Genomic DNA, 16,902 nt, shown 5'->3' with positions numbered 1-16,902 from the left:
CCGCCCGGCACGTCGCGTCGCGGCACCCCCGCGCGTCGCACGGCGCGCCACGCACCGCACCGCCCCGCAGTCCCAGGATCCCGCACGTCCCAGGAAAGGAACCTCATGGCGGGCATACCCCCCATCGAGCCCTACTCGCTGCCCTCGGCTCACGAACTGCCCGGCAACACCGCGCACTGGACCGTGGAGCCGCGCCGGGCCGCCCTGCTCGTCCACGACATGCAGCGCTACTTCCTGCGCCCGTTCCCCGAGGCCGTCCGCCGTCCGCTGGTGGACAACGCCGCCCGACTGCGGCGCCGGGCCGTCGCGCTGGGCCTCCCGGTGGCGTACACCGCGCAGCCGGGCGGCATGACCGAGCCCGAGCGCGGCCTGCTGAAGGACTTCTGGGGGCCGGGCATGCGCGTCGACCCCGCCGACCGGGAGGTCGTCGAGCCGCTCGCGCCCGCGCCGGGGGACGCGGTGTTCACCAAGTGGCGTTACAGCGCCTTCTTCCGCTCCGGGCTGCTGGACTGGCTGCACGCGAACGGCCGCGACCAGCTCATCGTCTGCGGCGTCTACGCGCACGTCGGGGTGCTGATGACCGCGGTGGAGGCGTTCACCCACGACATCCAGCCGTTCCTGGTGGCGGACGCGGTCGGCGACTTCTCCGCCGCCCGGCACCGGCTCGCCCTGGAGTACGCGGCCCAGCGCTGCGCGGTGGTCACCACCACCGACTCGCTCACCGCGGCCACCCCGCCCGCCGGCGTCCGTCCGGCGCCCGCGGCCCGTGAGGCGGCCGCGTGAGCGCGCGGCGGACGTCCGGGGCCCGGACGGAGGCATCGGCCGCGGAACTGCTCGACCGGGTGCTCGCCTCCCGGCCGCCGGCCTTCGCACTGCTGCACCGGCCGGAGGCGACCGGCCCGGCCACCCTGGACGTGCTCGTCGGCGACATGTCCGCCCCGGAAACCCTCGCCGATCTCCCCTTCCCCGCCCGGCCGGCGGCCGGCGACGCCGGCGCCGCCCGGCACGACGTGCTCGCGCTGATCCCCTACCGGCAGATCGGTGAACGCGGATTCGCCCACGTGGACGACGGTGCCCCCCTCCTCGCGATGACCGTGACGGGCCAGGGCCGCCTGCCGGTCGCCGAGGTGCTGGAGCGGCTGCCGGACGATCCGATCACGCTGACCGGCGAGCACTTCGACGTCCGCGACGACGAGTACGCGGACATCGTCCGCCGGGTCGTCGCGGACGAGATCGGCACCGGTGAGGGCGCCAACTTCGTCGTCAAGCGCTCGTTCGTGGCCGACATCACCGGCTACACCCACCGCAGCGCGCTGTCCCTGTTCCGGCGGCTGCTGCTCGGGGAGACGGGCGCGTACTGGACGTTCGTCGTCCACACCGGCGAGCGCACGCTCGTCGGGGCCAGCCCCGAGCGGCACGTCAGCGTCACCGACGGCACCGCCGTCATGAACCCGGTCAGCGGCACGTACCGTTATCCGGCCACCGGCCCCACCCTGACCGGTCTCCTCGGTTTCCTCGCCGACCGCAAGGAGGCCGACGAGCTGTACATGGTGGTGGACGAGGAGCTGAAGATGATGGCCCGGATCTGCCAGGACGGCGGCCGGGTGGTGGGCCCTCAGCTGAAGGAGATGGCCCGGCTCGCGCACACCGAGTACTTCATCGAGGGCACCAGTGCGCTGGACCCGCGGCTGATCCTGCGCGAGTCCCTGTTCGCCCCGACGGTCACCGGCAGCCCGCTGGAGAGCGCCTGCCGGGTCATCAGCCGGTACGAGCCGCACGGCCGCGGTTACTACAGCGGTGTCCTCGCCCTCCTGGGACGCGACACGACCGGCGCACCCGCGCTGGACTCCTCGATCCTCATCCGGACCGCCGACATCGACGCCGGGGGCCGGCTGCGGGTCGGCGTCGGCGCCACCCTCGTACGCCACTCCGTCCCGGCCTCCGAGGTCGCCGAGACCCGGGCCAAGGCGGCCGGCCTGCTCGCCGCCCTGCGCTCCGGCACCCCGGCCGCATCCCACGCCGTGGGGGCCGCGCCGGACGGTGCGCGGACGGCGGGACCCCGCTTCGCCGCGCATCCGCGGATCCGGGCGGTGCTGGAGCGGCGCAACGCGACACTCGCCGGGTTCTGGCTCGCGAAGGACACCGCCCGGCACCATCCGCTGCCCGAACTGGCGGGCCGCAAGGTGCTGGTGGTCGACGCGGAGGACACCTTCACCTGGATGCTCGGCCACCAACTGCGCTCCCTGGGCCTGGAGGTGACGGTGCGCCGCTTCGACGAACCCCACTCCCTCACCGGCCACGACCTCGTCGTCATGGGCCCGGGACCCGGCGACCCCAGGGCGGCGGCAGACCCGAAGATCGCCCATCTGCGCGGTGCCGTCGACCGGTTGCTCCGGGACCGCACCCCGTTCCTCGCCGTGTGTCTGAGCCACCAGGTGCTCAGCACCCGGCTGGGCCTGCCGCTGGTCCGCCGGGACGTCCCCCACCAGGGCGTCCAGCGGGAGATCGACTTCTTCGGCGGCCGTGAACGCGTCGGTTGCTACAACACGTTCGCCGCCCGCAGCCCCGCCGACGAGATCCACTGCGCCGGGGCCGGCACGGTACGGGTGAGCCGGGACCCGGGGACCGACGAGGTGCACGCACTGCGCGGGCCGCACTTCGCCTCGATGCAGTTCCACGCCGAGTCGCTGCTCACCGAGGACGGCGTCCGCCTGATCGGCACGCTCGCGAGCGGCATCGTCGCCCCCCGGGCCACCACGGGCGGCGGCCCGGAGGACGGGCCCGGCACCGGCCCCGCACGGCCCTCCCCGGCGGCCGCCCGGAGCCCGCGCACCGGACTGGCAGGGGAGCAGCGGTGAGCAGGCTGCGCTGGCTCACCGCGGGCGAGTCCCACGGTCGCGCACTCGTCGCGACGCTGGAGGGTCTTCCCGCCGGTGTGCCCATCACCACCGCGACGGTGGCGGACCACCTGGCGCGCCGGCGGCTCGGCCACGGCCGCGGCGCGCGGATGACGTTCGAGCGGGACGAGGTCACGTTCCTGGGCGGGGTGCGCCACGGGCTGACCCTGGGCTCCCCGGTGGCCGTGATGGTGGGCAACACCGAGTGGCCGAAGTGGGAGCGGGTGATGGCGGCCGACCCGGTCGGAGCCGAGGTGCCGGCGGGGTCCGCCCGGGCCGCTCCGCTCACCCGGCCACGCCCGGGGCACGCGGACCTGGCGGGGATGCAGAAGTACGGCTTCACCGAGGCCCGCCCGGTCCTGGAGCGGGCTTCGGCGCGGGAGACGGCGGCGCGGGTGGCGCTGGGCGCGGTGGCCCGGTCGTATGTGAGGGAGACGGCCGGTGTCGAGATCGTCAGCCATGTCGTCGAGCTGGGCGGAGCCAGGGCGCCCGACGGCATTCACCCCTCCCCCGCCGACGTGGCCGTGCTGGATGCCGACCCGGTGCGCTGTTTGGACGCGGACGCCTCAAAGGCGATGGTGGCACTGATCGACCGGGCCCACGGGGAGGGCGACACCCTGGGCGGTGTGGTGGAGGTGCTGGCCTACGGTGTGCCGGTGGGGCTGGGTTCGCACGTGCACTGGGACCGGCGGCTGGACGCCCGGCTGGCGGCGGCGCTCATGGGCATCCAGGCGATCAAGGGCGTGGAGGTCGGTGACGGCTTCGGCCTGGCGCGGGTGCCGGGCTCCCGGGCGCACGACGAGATGGTGAGCACGCCGGAGGGCATCAGGCGGGCTTCCGGGCGCTCGGGCGGCACGGAGGGCGGTCTGAGCACGGGCGGGCTGCTGCGGGTGCGGGCGGCGATGAAACCGATCGCGACGGTGCCGCGGGCGTTGCGGACCGTGGACGTGGCCACCGGCGAGCCGGCGCGGGCCCATCACCAGCGGTCCGACGCGTGTGCGGTGCCGGCCGCCGGCATCGTGGCGGAGGCGATGGTCGCGCTGGTGCTGGCCGACGCGGTCGCGGAGAAGTTCGGCGGGGACAGCGTCACCGAGACCCGCCGCAACGTGCGGTCGTATCTCGACGGCATGACGGTGCGGTGAGCGGCCGGCCGGGACCGGCGGGAGCGTACGACGAAGGGGGATCCTCGAGGGCGGGCACGCGGCACGACGGCGGGCGGCCGCGGCCGGAGACACGGCCGGTGCCGCAGCCGCAGCCGCGGCCGCAGCCACGGGCAGTGCCGCGGCCGGTGGCCACGGGACCGCTGGTGGTGCTGGTGGGGCCGATGGGCGTGGGCAAGTCCACCGTGGGCCGCCTGCTCGCCGAGCGGCTGCGGGTGGCGCACCGGGACACCGACGACGACCTCGTCGCCGGGCAGGGACGGAGCGTCGCGGAGCTGTTCGACGAGTACGGCGAGGCGGGGTTCCGGGCGCTGGAGAAGGAAGCCGTGCGGGTGGCGCTGGCCGAGCACGACGGCGTCCTCTCGCTCGGCGGCGGCGCGGTCCTGGAGCAGGACACCCGGTCGCTGCTGGCCGGACGGCACGTGGTCTGGCTGTCCATGGCCGGGACGGAGGCCGTGCGGCGCCTCGCGGACGAAGGGACGCGCCCCCTGCTGGCGGGCGACGCGGCAGGGCGCTGGGCCGCACTGGCCCGCGCCCGGCGCCCGCTGTACGCGGAGGTGGCGGCCTGCACCGTGCCAACCGACGGCCTCACGCCCGCGCAGGTGGTGGCAGCCGTCCTGGAGACCCTGCCGCGGCGGAGTGCCGCCTCCCGGAGCCGTGAGCCGCCCGTCCGCCCTGCGAGGCGGATGGCTTCCGCGGTGGTGGGTTCGCGCGTCCCGCACCGCCGCGCGGTGCGTGGTGAGCGCAGAACGCGACCCCGGACCGGAGCACAGGCTCGCCACCGAGGCGGTGAGGTCCTTCGGACGGCTTGGGCGGGCGATCCCCCGCGGTCCCCGCGAACGCGCGTGACCTGATGTCCGACAGGTCGCCGGTCACTGACGGCGTGCCCGGTTCCGGCCCGGGAGGGGCAGGGTCACCTTCCGCTCGCCTGCGCAGGCCGGCTTTCAGCCCGGCCAGCGCGCCGGGGGACGGTGAGCAGGGAGGTTTCGCCGGAGCACATTGTGGGAGCGCTCCCGTGCGGTGCAGCATGTCCCCCATGACCAAGCCTCGTGCACTCATCCGGCCCTACCGCCCCAGCGACCGCGACGCCCTCTTCGACATCTGCGTGCGGACGGCCGAGAACGGGGGCGACTCCCGGCACGTCCACCCGGACCTCGAACTGCTGCCCAACATCTTCGCCGCGCCCTACGCCGAGCTGGAGCCCGAGCTGGCGTTCGTCGTGGACGACGGCGACCGCGCGGTGGGGTACGTCCTCGGCACAGCGGACACCCCCACCTTCGTACGGCGTTTCCGGGACGAGTGGCTGCCCCGGCTCGCCGACCGCTATCCCGCCCCGGCGGGCGAGGCGAGCACCCCCACCGAGATGATGCTGCGTCTGATGCACACTCCCGAGCGGATGCTCGTGCCCGAGATCGCCGACCATCCGGCCCACCTGCACATCGACCTGCTACCGAGCCATCAACGCGCGGGCTACGGGAGGGAGTTGATGGACACCTTCCTGGCCGCGCTGGCCAAAGGCGGTGTGGAGCGGGTCCATCTCGGAATGCTGACCACGAACACGGCCGCCCGCGCCTTCTACGACCGGCTCGGCTTCTCCGTCCTGCCGGTCGGCGATCCCGGACCGCTCACCTACCTCGGCCGTACGACTCAGCCGATCGGCAGGCGGGAGGCGGGCACCTCGTCGTAGGACGTCGGCCGGGCGGCCCCTCCGGTGCGGTCCATCTGGTGCGCACCGAATCCCGGGCTGCCCGGCAGACCGCCGGTCAGGGCCGTCTTCCTCCGGGCCTTGCCCGGACGCCCTAAGTGGACGGCCTGGTCAGTAGGCGGAGTTGACGTTGTCGATGGAGCCGTAGCGGTGGGCGGCGTAGTTGGCGGCCGCGGTGATGTTCGCCACCGGGTCGGTGATGCTCTGCGCGGTACCGGCGACGTGGTAGGCGTTGAAGGTGGGGTCGATGACCTGGAGCAAGCCCTTGGACGGGACACCGTTCTTGGCGTTCACGTCCCAGTTGTTCTGGGCGTTCGGGTTGCCGCCGGACTCGCGCATGATGTTGCGCTTGAGGCCCTCGTAGCTGCCGGGGATTCCCTTGGCCTTCATGACCTTCAAGGACTCGGTGATCCAGCCGTCGAGATTGTTGCCGGCGCCGGCCTTCTGGCGGTCGGCGGAGTGGCTGGTGTGGGTGGAGGCCTTGGCCGCGGTGGCGGCGGGCACCCGCGTCGTCATGTCGGCGGCCTGGGCGCCGGTCGGCATCAGGGTGAGGGCGACGGCCGCGACGCCGGTCGTGGCGAGGCCCGTGAGACCGATGGAGCGCAGGCGGGCGGTGCGGGTGCGGGTGGTCATGGTCATGCGAAGGCAACCTTCCGTAGGGGGCAGCATCAGTGCCGGCCGCTGTCGTGCTCGCGGCGGCGTCGGGGCAGCCGCGATCACGCAGCAGGCCCACAGGGAGTCGCCGGCGTCCGGCCGTCCGGCTCGCAGCGACGACAACCATGGTTAGCGGCGGCCGACCCGGGACGCAATGATGTGACCTACTACGCACCTACGGAGAAATGCCCCAAAGGGGTCGCTAGCCATGCATAAGCCCTTTTGAGGGGCTTCCCGATATACGACCCTCTTTAGGATGTGATCCCCCTCGCATGGCAGGCGTCACGCTCTCATGCTCCGGAAACCCTCCTGCGCCACCCCGGGTCGACCGTGAAGCAGCAGAACGCGGTGTCGCCCGAGGCCGTGCACCGGGCCTGGGTCCCACCCCCGGGGAACGCGGCGCCAAGTGCGGTTTGACTTCGAGCGCGCTTCAGCTCGTAGCGTCGCAGTCGTCCGGCGTGCCGGGGCACCGGAGGCCGTGCGCCTCGCGCAGGATGCGGGTGGGCGGGATCGGCCGCCGGCCGGGAGAAGGCCCTCGCGCCGGACGGACGACGAACAAGAGTGCGAGAAAGGACCCTCATGCGGGAGCGCAGTCTGCGGGACCTCCAGGTATCGGCCATCGGGCTCGGATGCATGGGGATGTCCGCCTTCTACGGCACCACCGACCAGGACGAGGGCATCGCGACGATCCGGCGGGCCCTCGAACTCGGCATCACCTTCCTCGACACCGCCCAGATGTACGGCCCGCTCACCAACGAGTCCCTGGTCGGCGAGGCGATCAGGGGGCATCGCGACGAGTACGTCATCGCCACCAAGTTCAACTACCGGATGGACGACGCCGTACCGGGTGACATGAGCAGCATCGGCCGCCAGGACGGCTCCGCCGAGCACGTGCGCAGCTCGGTCCACGGCTCGCTGGAACGTCTGGGCACCGACCACATCGACCTGTACTACCAGCACAGGGTCGACCCTGACGTGCCCATCGAGGAGACGGTCGGCGCGCTCGGCGAGCTGGTCGCCGAGGGCAAGGTGCGGTACATCGGGCTGAGCGAGGCGAGCGCGGCGACGATCCGCCGGGCCCACGCCGTGCATCCTGTCACCGCCGTGCAGAGCGAGTACTCGCTGTGGACGCGCGACGTGGAGGCCGAGGTGCTGCCGGCCTGCCGGGAGCTGGGCATCGGGTTCGTGCCGTACTCGCCGCTGGGCCGCGGCTTCCTGGCGGGCCGCTTCAGTTCCCCGGACGAACTGGACGAGAACGACTTCCGCCGGCACAACCCGCGCTTCACGGACACCAACCTGGAGGCGAACCTGCGGCTGGCGGCCAAGGTCAAGGAGATCGCCGCCGAGAAGGACGTCACCCCTGCCCAGCTCGCGATCGCCTGGGTGCTGGCGCAGGGCGAGGACCTGGTGCCGATCCCGGGCACCAAGCGCCGCAGCTACCTGGAGCAGAACGCCGCCGCGGTCGGCATCGAGCTGACCGAGGAGGACATGCACCGCATCGACGCGGAGCTGCCGCCGGCGGCCGGCGAACGGTACGACGAAGCGGGGATGCGGTCGGTCAACCGGTAGTCGCTGCGACCGGAAAGGATTGTCAGGCCGTCGCCCGGGGCGGATCCGCCGGTCGGAAGCGCCGTGGGGGGGTGCCTCTATGTCTTTCGTCAAGCGAGTCGAGGGTTCCTCGGTTCGTAGAAGGTTCCGTCGCGGAGCATGGCGAACAGGACGCTGATGCGGTGGCGGGCGAGGCGGAGGAGGGCCTGGGTGTGGGTCTTGCCGCGGGCTCGGCAGCGGTCGTAGTAGGTGCGGGAGGCGGGATCGTGGAGGGCTGCGAACGCGGAGAGGAACATCGCCCGTTTCAGCTGCCGGTTCCCGCCTCTGGGGGCGTGTTCACCATGGATCGACGTGCCGGACTGCCGGGTTGCCGGGGCGAGGCCGGCGTAGGAGGCCAGGTGGGCGGCGGTGGGAAAGCTGCTGCCGTCACCGACGGTGGTCAGGAGGACTGCGGCGGTCCTGACTCCGATGCCGGGCATCGACGTCAGGACCTCGGAAAGAGGGTGGGCCTCCAGCAGGGCTTCGATCCTGGCCTCCAGGGCCCGGCGTTGTTCGTGGACGGCGGCCAGCGACTTCGCCAGCGACGGGACGATCACGTCGAGAGTGCCGGTGCCCGGGACGACGACGGTCTGTTCGTCGAGCGCGGTGAAGATGTCGTCGACCAGCCGCTCGGCCATCCGCGGTGCCCTCGGACGGACGATCTCGACCAGCCTGCGGCGGCCTGCCTTGCGCAGGGCCTGCGGGGATCCATAGCGCTCGAGGAGCCAGGTGACGGCCGGGTGGTCCAGGCGGGGGCCGAGGACACGTTCGAGGCTGGGGTGGAACTGGGTGAGCAGGCCGCGGATGCGGTTGGAGGTGCGGTTGGCCTCGCCGGCGAGGTCCTGGTCGAAGCCGACCAGCACGGTCAGCTCGGCGGTGGCCTCGTCGGTCAGGACGAGGGTGCGCAGGGTGTGGGGCATGGTGCGGGCGGCGTCCGCGATGACGGCGGCGTCCTTCGCGTCGGTCTTGGCCTCGCCGGGGTAGAGGTCGGCGATCCTGCGCATCGCCAGGCCGGGCAGGTAGGCGACCTGGCAGCCGGTGTCCCGGGCGACGGTCAGCGGCAGGGCGCCGATGGAGGCGGGCTGGTCCACGACCACCAGGACGGTGCCGAACTTGGTCTTGAGCTTGTCGAAGACGGCCCGCAGCTTTGGTTCGCTGTTCGGCAACGCCTTGTCGAAGACCGTCTTCCCGGCCGGGGTCAGACCGTGTCCGTGATGCGTCTGCTTGCCGACGTCCAGGCCCAGGAAGACGTCCACCCCGTCGATGCTGATCACCGTGCCCCCACATGCGTCGATGCGTGCCGGCCCCAGGGTCGGGAGCCGTTCTCGCGCAGCCACGTTATGCAGACCTGCCGCCCGCGAGCGGCCGGGCATTGCGCCCGGCAGGACGGTGGTCGGACCTCTGATCAGCGTCTCCGACGGCACCCCTCGGACCCGGTGACACCACCCCCCAGGTCATCCGATCGACAGGGGGCAACAGTCATGCCGGGCCCGGAGGCCAGCGGCCCTCTTGCAGGACCGCGAAAAAGATAACGGGGCGGCGGCTGCCCGGTGGTCCGGCGCGGCCGGCCGCTCCCAGCACCGGGGCGCCGGCAAGATCCGTTTCTCGTGGCGGCCACGTGGCGGCCGGGTGCACGTCGCTGCTCCGGACGGGCGACGCCGTGCTCGACGCGGACGCGTCGCGACGGCCGGCCTCTGCGACGGTCCCCGTGCCGCCGCGCCCTCCGCCCGTCGGAGGATCGAGCCGATCGGGGTGGTGGCGCGATGGTGGAGGCCGGCGCACCGATGGGGTCGAAGGAGCGGGTAGAGCGTTCCCGGGAGTCTCCTCCACCGCCGAGAGAGCGCCTTGCCGGCGGGGGAGGCGGAACGCGAAGGCCGTTCGCTCGGTCAGCGACCGATCAGCAGCCCGACGCTCTGCCGCAGGCCCCTTGAAGAGCAGATCCCGTAGATCATCGGCCCATGCCCAAGACCATCGTGCGGATCAGCGCTCGCCCAGGCGGCGCCGGTCGTCCTCGTCCCATTTACGGGTGTCGCGGGGCTGGGTGTAGGGCTCGGTGTCCGGTGGCAGCCCACCGGCGATGGATCGCTGGCGTACGGTCTCGGCGTCGAACTCCAGGCCCAGCAGGATGGCCAGGTTGGTGATCCACAGCCAGACGAGGAACACGATGACCCCGGCCATGGTGCCGTACGTCTTGTTGTAGGAGGCGAAGTTCGCCACGTAGAACGCGAACCCGGCCGAGGCGATCATCCAGATCACCAGGGCGAGGAAGCTGCCGGGGGTGATCCACCGGAAACCCTTCACCTTCGCGTTCGGGCTCGCCCAGTACAGGATCGCGATCATGGCGGTGACCAGAACCACCAGGACAGGCCACTTGGCGATCGTCCACACCGTCAACGCCATGTCACCGGCGCCCAGAGCGGCACCGGCGCGGCGGGCGAGGCCGCCGGTGAACACCACGATCAGCGCACTGGCCACCGCCAGCACCATCAGCACGACCGTCACGCCCAGCCGCACGGGAACGATCTTCCACACCGGGCGGCCCTCCGGCATGTCGTAGACGGCGTTCGCAGCGCGGATGAACGCTGCCACGTAGCCGGAGGCCGACCACACCGCCAGCACGATGCCGACGACGGCCATGACGGAACCGACGCCGGTGCTGCTCTGCAACTGCTCCACGGCCCGGGTGATGATGTCCCGGGCCGAGCCGGGAGCGAGTTTCCTGACGTTGGCCAGGACCGCGTCGGTCGTAGACCTGCCGGTGACACCCAGCAGGGACACGAGCACGAGCAGCGCCGGGAACAGAGACAGCACCCCGTAGTACGTCAGAGTTGCCGCCCGGTCGGTCAGCTCATCGTCCTTGAATTCGCGCAGCGCCCCCTTGAGCACGCGGCCCCACGCCCGCTTGGGCAGCTCGGTCGGCGTGTCCGGTGCCCGGCGCTCCACCTCGGGCCCTGGCCCGGCCTCCTCGGGTGCCGGCACCTGGTGGGCCGACGGATCGTCGCTGTCGTGGTGCGCTTTCCGCCCTGGAAGATGCAGCTTCGCCATACCTGCCGAGTAACCCCTCACGGTCCCGACTACGCCACCCGAGGCCGGGGGCCCCTGCGCGCAGCGTCCGGCGTCGCCGGCGTCTCGGAGGCTGGGAGCCGGGTCACCGGGTCGGGCGGGGGGGGCGCCGTACCAGCGCCAGTTCTCGCGGCGGGGCCGTTCGGGGCTGCCGATGCGTCCCGTGGCCCACAGCAGAGTGGAGGAGGCGTCCTCGGTGAGGGGCACGTCGGGGAAGAGCCGGACGAGGGCCCGGCGGCTCAAGTCCTCCGGCGGCTTCGCACCGGGCTGGACTCCCTGTGCGATGTCGTAGGTGTGCACGAGGGTCTCGACGACGCCCATGGCCGCGAAGCCCTCCGGGTCGGAGGCGCCGAAGACGTGCGGTGCCCGCACGGTGGACGGGGTGCTGTCCACCACCGCCGCGAGCAGACCTCCACACGCTTCGACGACCGTCAGGAGCCCGGCGGGGCCCGCCGCCCTGTCACCGAAGATGACGTTCTCCGGCCCTCCGGCGCGGTCGCTGGACAGGCGCAGGGGCACGCGCGGGACGCCCAGGGGCTCCGCGAGCCCGAACCGCAACGCGTAGGTCAGCAGGTCGTCCGCGAGGTGTTCCAGGGTCTCCCAGCACGTCCACTCCAGATCGCCCGCAGGAGCGCTCCACCGGGAGTCGGGAACACCGGAGAGAGTCTCGGTACAGTGAGCGACCGCCTCGCGCACATGTATCCCGCTCACCAGTACATCTGTCATTCCGGAACTCGGCATTGCGGCAGGTTACTAGTAGTGCTTCGTTAGGTTCTGGGTCTCGTTCTGCTTCTGCTGGTCGGCAGGGGTCGGCCGCAGGTGGTGCAGGTGCCGGTCCAGCACCTCAGCAGGTCCTGGAGGACATCGAGGACCTGGTAGAGGGTCAGGCCGGCATCTGGGCTTTTGGGTCGAGCCGCCGCAGGGTGAGGAAGGCCTGGGCGGCGGTGACGAGGGTGACGTGGTGGTGCCAGCCGCGCCAGGTGCGGCCCTCGAAGTGGTCCAGGCCCAGACCGTGCTTGAGTTCGCGGTAGTCGTGCTCGATCCGCCAGCGCATCTTCGCCCATCGCACCAGGTCGGCGATCGGGGTGGTGGCGGGCAGGTTCGATATCCAGTAGCCCGTCGGGGCGTCGTGGCCTGCGGGCCACTCCACCAGCACGGTGCGTGTGGGCAGGACGCCGTCCCACCGGCTGCGGCCGCCGCCTGCCGCCTGAGCCGCGGCCAGGGCCTGCTTGCCCGCCGGCCTCACCGTCAGCACCGCGAACTGAGAGGTCATCGCGCCTTTGCTGCCCTGCCGCCAGGTCACCTCGGTGAGCCGGTCAGCGCCAGCCTCGATCGCGTGGACTGAGAGGGATCGTGGCTCGGTGCGGTAGCGGGGCAGGGTCGGCGGCCCGAGCCCGCCATAGGCAGGGCGGTGAGGGGCGACGTCACGGGCATGGGCGATCTCCTTGCCCGTCAGCGCGAGCACGTAGGACAGACCGCGTTCTTCCAGGCCGGCCCGGAAGGGTGTGCTGACCCCGTATCCGGCGTCGGCGACCACGACCGGCGCCTTCAACTGCCAGTCGGCGAGCGCGTCGAGCAGTCCGAGCGCGAGGCGCCATTTCTCCTGGTGGCCGGTGCCGTCCGGGACTCCGGCCCTGCGGCATCGGTCCGGCTCGTCCGTCCACTCCTTGGGCAGGAACAGCTCCCACTCCAGCGGGCAGGAGGCCGTGTCGGTGGCCCCGTGGACGCTGACCGCGACCTGGCAGTTCGCCCGTTTCCCCAACGCTCCGCAGTACTGGCGGGCCACCCCGACCGACGCCGTCCCGCACTTGGGGAACGACACGTCGTCGATCACCCACACCTCCGGGACGATCACCTCGCACAGCCGCCGGGCGATCCGCCGCCGCACCGGCAGCGGATCCCACGGCGACTGGTTCACGAACTGCTGCAGGGCCTGCATGTTGCCGTCCGGCAGCCGCTCGGCCATCGGCTGGACCGACTTCCGACGGCCGTCCAGCATCAAACCCCGCAGATAACACTCACCCCACCGCCGCTGATCCCGCCGCGGCAATGAACCGAACACATCGGCAACGAACTCCGATAACTCGCCCCGGAGCCGTTCCACCTCCCCCAGCCTCATACCAGAGAAGATGCCCACCACCAGCCGAGATCACCCAAGGTAACGAAGCACTACTAGGGCCTTGTCGGAGGATCGCGCGACGGGCCGAAGGCGGCCTGGGCGGGACCCGCGCAGGCGGCGTCGGCCCGCTCGTCGGACAGGACCTCGAGGGCGTCTTCCCCGGCTTCACGGACCGTCTCAGGCCTGATCACGGTAAGAGTGACAAGGTCCTGCGCCAACTCGCCCCTCGGGGGCGGGAGTTGCCCACTGTGCCGGCACTGGGAGCCACGACGGGCCGCCCGCTCGTCGCCGACCGGGCGGGGCTCAGCGGACCCGGTCGTAGACCACGGCCAGCGTGCCGTGCTCTCCGGCGGCGTGACTGCTGAGTGCCCACTTTCCTGCGGGCAACCCGTCCTCGAAGAGGCGCGGCCCCCCGCCCAGGAAGACCGGGAAGACGGTGAGCGCCAGCCGGTCGACCTGGTCCGCCGCCAGCAGTGCCTTGATGACGCCGGCGCTGGAGAGGACGAGGATGTCGCCGCCTTCGGTGGCCTTGAGGTCCGCCGCCACCTCGGCGACCGGCTTGTCGACGATCGTCGTCCGTTCCCACGGGGCCTCGCCGAGCGTCGAGGAGAGGACGACCTTGTCCGTGCCGACGAGCCATCCGGCGAAGGCCTCGTCGCGGGGGTCGGTGTCCTGCCTGCCGATGACGGTGGGCCAGAAGCCGAGGAAACCCTCGGCGTTGACCCGTCCGAGGAGGGCCGTCGTGGCCGGCTCCCACAGGCTGGTCAGGTGGTCACGTGCGACGTCGGTGTGGGCGTAGGGCATCACCCAGCTCATGTCCTGGGAGTCACCCGGGGCGGCATAGCGGCCGTCGAGGGAGAGGCTGATGTTGGTGACGATCCTGCGGCCGCCGGGGTGCTCGGTCACGGTCACTTCGCGCTCCTCGTGTCTGCGTCACCATCGGTGGCGCCAGGGGTGGCGGTGATGTCGGTGGTGTCGGTGTCCTGCGGATACGTGCCGAGGGTCCTCGCGAGCCGGTCGAGGCTCTGTCCGAAGCCGGTCTCGACGCCCGCGACGAAGTCGGCGGAGTCCACGGTGCTGTCCGTGATCCCGTAATGGACATCGAGGTCCGTGCCGGTGCCGGTGGACCTGATGACCATCTCGACGTGGGCGGTGAAGGCCGGGGAACCGTCGGCGAGCAGCGGGGACAGCCGGTAGGCGAGCCGCTCCCCGGGACGTACGACGTCGACGGTCCCTTCCGCGCGTCCGGCGACCCGGTCGGCGTCGCCGGCGTCGTCGGCGTCGCGGTACTCCTGGACGATCCGGCCGCCCTCGCGGGTCTCGAAGAGGAGACGGGAGACGCGGAGGTCGTCGGGCGCCCACCACCGGGCGAGCAGACCGGGGTCGGTCAGGTGGCGCCAGACCAGCTCGGGACGCCCGGTCAGCGAGCGGTGGAACCTGAAGGACCGGCCATCGGCCCATCCGTTCGCCCGGGCGGCGAGCCGTTCCGTGTGGAGGCTGAGCCCGTAGGCGTCATGGGTCGCGCCCGGGCCGCCGGCCCGGTCCGCGGTGTCGGCGAGCCGGCCGAGGACGGCCGCCATCTCCCGCAAGGGGGCGGCGCGGAGCGCGTAGATGCGGCGCTGACCGGTGCGCCGGGAGGTGACGATGCCCGCGCGTTCAAGGGTCTGCAGGTGCTTGGTGGTCTGCGGCTGACGTGCCTCGGCGAGCTGGGCGAGGACACCGACCGAACGGGGCCGCTCGGCCAGCAGATTCACGAGTCGCCAGCGGACCGGGTCGGCGAGCGCGGTGAAGAATGCGTCCATGCGACAGAGTATTCCCCAACTCGAATATTCTCGTCAAGGAATTCTTCCTGTTCCGGAGCCCCCTCGGACTCTGGCGCCCTCCGGAACTGCTCACACCCCAGGCGCTACGTGGCCGTGCCGTTACCGGCGCCGTGGGCGGCTTGCAGCGCGGCCACCAGCCGGTCGAGGGCGGGCAGCGCTCCGTTCAGGGCCACGCGGTCGACGTCGGGCAGCTCCTCGACGACCCGGGTGAGCGCCGCCGTACTGGCCCGGTCGTAGCGCTCCAGAAGGTCCAGGGATTCCCGCGAGGCGGTGAGCACCACGCTCCGCTGGTCATGCTCGGGCCTGACACGCTCGACCAGTCGCGCGGCGGACATCGTCCGGACCAGGTTGCTCACCGTGGAGGGAGCCACCCGCAACCGCGCGGCCACCGCGCCGGGACTGAGGCCGTGCGGCGAGGAGGACAACGCCCGCAGCAGTTCGATCTGCGCCTCCGGCAGGTCCGGCAGCCCCTCGGCACTGCGGGTGGCGCGCAGGACCGCACGCCGCAACGGCCCCAGCAGTCCCCCGAGCGCGACGGCCACCCGCGCAGCTTCTCCGCCGAACTCCCCGTCCCCTGTGCTCTCCGTCTCGCGCATGCCCTCATTGTGGACCGTCACCATAGACTTTTGCGCCCGCATATTTTTGTGGCAAAATAGTTTTCAGGCGGTAAGCCGCCGGTGTGAACCGGACACCGGACGGCCGCCGCCGAGCACTACGAGGAGCACCACCATGACCACTGCGCACATGACCCCGACGACCACCGTCGAGAACCCCGTCCCGCCGCAGGACCTGTCCGGCGTCGTCGGGCACCGGTTCATCTACACGTATGCCAACGGCTGGCAGTACGAGATGTACGTGAAGAACGCCACCACCATCGACTACCGCATCCACTCCGGCATGGTCGGCGGCCGCTGGGTGAAGGACCAGCAGGTCGACCTGGTCCAGCTGGGCGACGACGTCTACAAGGTCTCCTGGAACGAGCCGACCGGCACCTCCGTGGTCGTCAACGTGCTGCCCCGCCGGCGGGTCCTGCACGGCACCATATTCTTCCCGCAGTGGATCGAGCAGGACGGCAGCAGGACGGTCCTCTTCCAGAACGAGCACCTGGACGAGATGCGCGCCTACCGGGACGCCGGTCCGACCTATCCGATCTACGTCGTCCCCGAGTTCGCGCGCATCACCCTCTTCGAGTACGTGGGGGAGAACGACGAGAGCGTCGTCGCGGTGGGCCCGGCGGATCTGCCCGAAGGCTTCGCCGACCGCGCCAACTGACGGGCGGGCGCCCCGCTACGCCCCCCGCGTCGTCACCGGTCCGCGGGACACGGACGCCGAGTTGTGCGGTGTGGAGCGGACGGCCCCCGGTCACGGCCGGGGGTGGGTGCGGTGCCACCTGGGGCGCGCGTCGCCGCCGCGGCGCCCCGCGACGGAGGCACACCGCGGACAGACCCGCCGTACCCGGTCGGCTGCGCCTCCCGATGCCGGGAACGTGTCGGTCCAGGTGACGTGCGGGAAGCGGGTCAGCCGGGAACGGCTGAGCGAGAGACCGCAGACCGTCTCGTTGCGGCCCGGCTCCCAGGCGTGGACCTCGCCGGACGGCAGCCGGCGGCGGCCCTCCTCTTCTTCGGTCCACTGCCCGGAGGCGGCGACGGCGTACTGCTTCGTACGAACCATGGCACGTGCGGCCCGGCGGTCAGCCGGCCGCGGCCTCCGTCCAGATGTCGCGGGGGTGCTCACAGGAGGTCATCGTGCCGCTCCCCCGCTGCAGCGGCCCTCACGCCGCTCTCCTGCTGCCGAGGTCATCACGAACCCTCCCGTCGTACTCGGGTCCTGTCGCGCGTTCCCCCGACCGACGTGCCCGGACCGCCTCGCGGCACGGCCGCGGGGCTCCGTGCGC

The 16,902-nt window shown here is 72.1% G+C and carries 15 protein-coding genes and 1 pseudogene; 7 read left to right on the top strand and 9 right to left on the bottom strand.

Annotated elements, in window-relative coordinates; all coding sequences use genetic code 11:
* Window positions 1–105: 105 nt before the first annotated feature.
* The 5 genes from AC6I72_RS30500 to AC6I72_RS30480 all read left to right on the top strand — a co-directional run bounded on the left by AC6I72_RS30500 (window position 106) and on the right by AC6I72_RS30480 (window position 5,744).
* The gene (locus tag AC6I72_RS30500) at window positions 106–783 is read left to right on the top strand and encodes an isochorismatase family protein (protein WP_498004359.1); all 678 of its coding nucleotides are present in this window, start codon (window positions 106–108) and stop codon (window positions 781–783) included.
* A complete protein-coding gene (locus tag AC6I72_RS30495; RefSeq protein ID WP_498004358.1) occupies window positions 780–2,858 on the top strand; it encodes an anthranilate synthase family protein in 2,079 nt (692 codons plus the stop codon). The genes AC6I72_RS30500 and AC6I72_RS30495 overlap by 4 nt, the downstream gene beginning before the upstream one ends.
* Window positions 2,855–4,039: a chorismate synthase gene (gene aroC, locus AC6I72_RS30490; RefSeq protein ID WP_498004357.1), complete on the top strand. Its 1,185-nt coding sequence runs from the start codon at window positions 2,855–2,857 to the stop codon at window positions 4,037–4,039. The genes AC6I72_RS30495 and aroC overlap by 4 nt, the downstream gene beginning before the upstream one ends.
* Before the next feature lie 146 nt (window positions 4,040–4,185).
* Window positions 4,186–4,911 carry a shikimate kinase gene (locus AC6I72_RS30485; protein ID WP_498004356.1) on the top strand — a complete coding sequence of 242 codons (726 nt, stop codon included), beginning with the start codon at window positions 4,186–4,188 and terminating at the stop codon, window positions 4,909–4,911.
* 182 nt (window positions 4,912–5,093) lie between these two features.
* A complete protein-coding gene (locus AC6I72_RS30480; protein WP_498004355.1) occupies window positions 5,094–5,744 on the top strand; it encodes a GNAT family N-acetyltransferase in 651 nt (216 codons plus the stop codon).
* 129 nt (window positions 5,745–5,873) lie between these two features.
* On the opposite strand, the gene AC6I72_RS30475 is transcribed toward AC6I72_RS30480, so the two are convergent.
* Window positions 5,874–6,401 (bottom strand): transglycosylase SLT domain-containing protein, encoded by a 528-nt coding sequence (locus AC6I72_RS30475; RefSeq protein ID WP_498004354.1) that lies wholly within the window; start codon window positions 6,399–6,401, stop codon window positions 5,874–5,876.
* A gap of 594 nt (window positions 6,402–6,995) precedes the next feature.
* On the opposite strand from AC6I72_RS30475, the gene AC6I72_RS30470 reads away from it, so the two are divergent.
* Window positions 6,996–7,985 carry an aldo/keto reductase gene (locus AC6I72_RS30470; RefSeq protein ID WP_498004353.1) on the top strand — a complete coding sequence of 330 codons (990 nt, stop codon included), beginning with the start codon at window positions 6,996–6,998 and terminating at the stop codon, window positions 7,983–7,985.
* Between the two features lie 89 nt (window positions 7,986–8,074).
* On the opposite strand, the gene AC6I72_RS30465 is transcribed toward AC6I72_RS30470, so the two are convergent.
* From AC6I72_RS30465 to AC6I72_RS30435, 7 genes and pseudogenes are all read right to left on the bottom strand, one after another.
* Window positions 8,075–9,277 (bottom strand): IS110 family RNA-guided transposase, encoded by a 1,203-nt coding sequence (locus AC6I72_RS30465; protein ID WP_498004352.1) that lies wholly within the window; start codon window positions 9,275–9,277, stop codon window positions 8,075–8,077.
* Between the two features lie 706 nt (window positions 9,278–9,983).
* The gene (locus AC6I72_RS30460) at window positions 9,984–11,048 is read right to left on the bottom strand and encodes a YihY/virulence factor BrkB family protein (protein WP_498004864.1); all 1,065 of its coding nucleotides are present in this window, start codon (window positions 11,046–11,048) and stop codon (window positions 9,984–9,986) included.
* A 309-nt stretch (window positions 11,049–11,357) separates the two neighbouring features.
* Window positions 11,358–11,792 (bottom strand): annotated as a pseudogene (locus AC6I72_RS30455) (maleylpyruvate isomerase N-terminal domain-containing protein); the annotation flags it as partial.
* A 157-nt stretch (window positions 11,793–11,949) separates the two neighbouring features.
* Complete coding sequence (locus tag AC6I72_RS30450; RefSeq protein ID WP_498004351.1) at window positions 11,950–13,185, bottom strand: IS701 family transposase; 1,236 nt, start codon at window positions 13,183–13,185, stop codon at window positions 11,950–11,952.
* 303 nt (window positions 13,186–13,488) lie between these two features.
* Window positions 13,489–14,091 (bottom strand): dihydrofolate reductase family protein, encoded by a 603-nt coding sequence (locus AC6I72_RS30445; protein ID WP_498004863.1) that lies wholly within the window; start codon window positions 14,089–14,091, stop codon window positions 13,489–13,491.
* A 2-nt stretch (window positions 14,092–14,093) separates the two neighbouring features.
* Window positions 14,094–14,987, bottom strand: coding sequence for a metalloregulator ArsR/SmtB family transcription factor (locus AC6I72_RS30440; protein ID WP_498004350.1), 894 nt, complete (start codon window positions 14,985–14,987; stop codon window positions 14,094–14,096).
* A 104-nt stretch (window positions 14,988–15,091) separates the two neighbouring features.
* Complete coding sequence (locus tag AC6I72_RS30435; RefSeq protein ID WP_498004349.1) at window positions 15,092–15,604, bottom strand: MarR family winged helix-turn-helix transcriptional regulator; 513 nt, start codon at window positions 15,602–15,604, stop codon at window positions 15,092–15,094.
* Window positions 15,605–15,737: 133 nt separating this feature from the next.
* Here AC6I72_RS30435 and AC6I72_RS30430 point away from each other — a divergent pair, with 133 nt between their 5' ends.
* Window positions 15,738–16,280 carry a phenolic acid decarboxylase gene (locus tag AC6I72_RS30430; protein WP_498004347.1) on the top strand — a complete coding sequence of 181 codons (543 nt, stop codon included), beginning with the start codon at window positions 15,738–15,740 and terminating at the stop codon, window positions 16,278–16,280.
* Between the two features lie 90 nt (window positions 16,281–16,370).
* Here AC6I72_RS30430 and AC6I72_RS30425 read toward each other — a convergent pair whose 3' ends face one another.
* Window positions 16,371–16,679 (bottom strand): hypothetical protein, encoded by a 309-nt coding sequence (locus AC6I72_RS30425; RefSeq protein ID WP_498004346.1) that lies wholly within the window; start codon window positions 16,677–16,679, stop codon window positions 16,371–16,373.
* Window positions 16,680–16,902: the final 223 nt, after the last annotated feature.

It is taken from the genome of Streptomyces sp. Xyl84 (genome assembly GCF_059731885.1).
The sequence above is the reverse complement of the archived record's forward strand: the minus strand, read 5'-3'. Positions and strand labels throughout refer to the sequence as shown.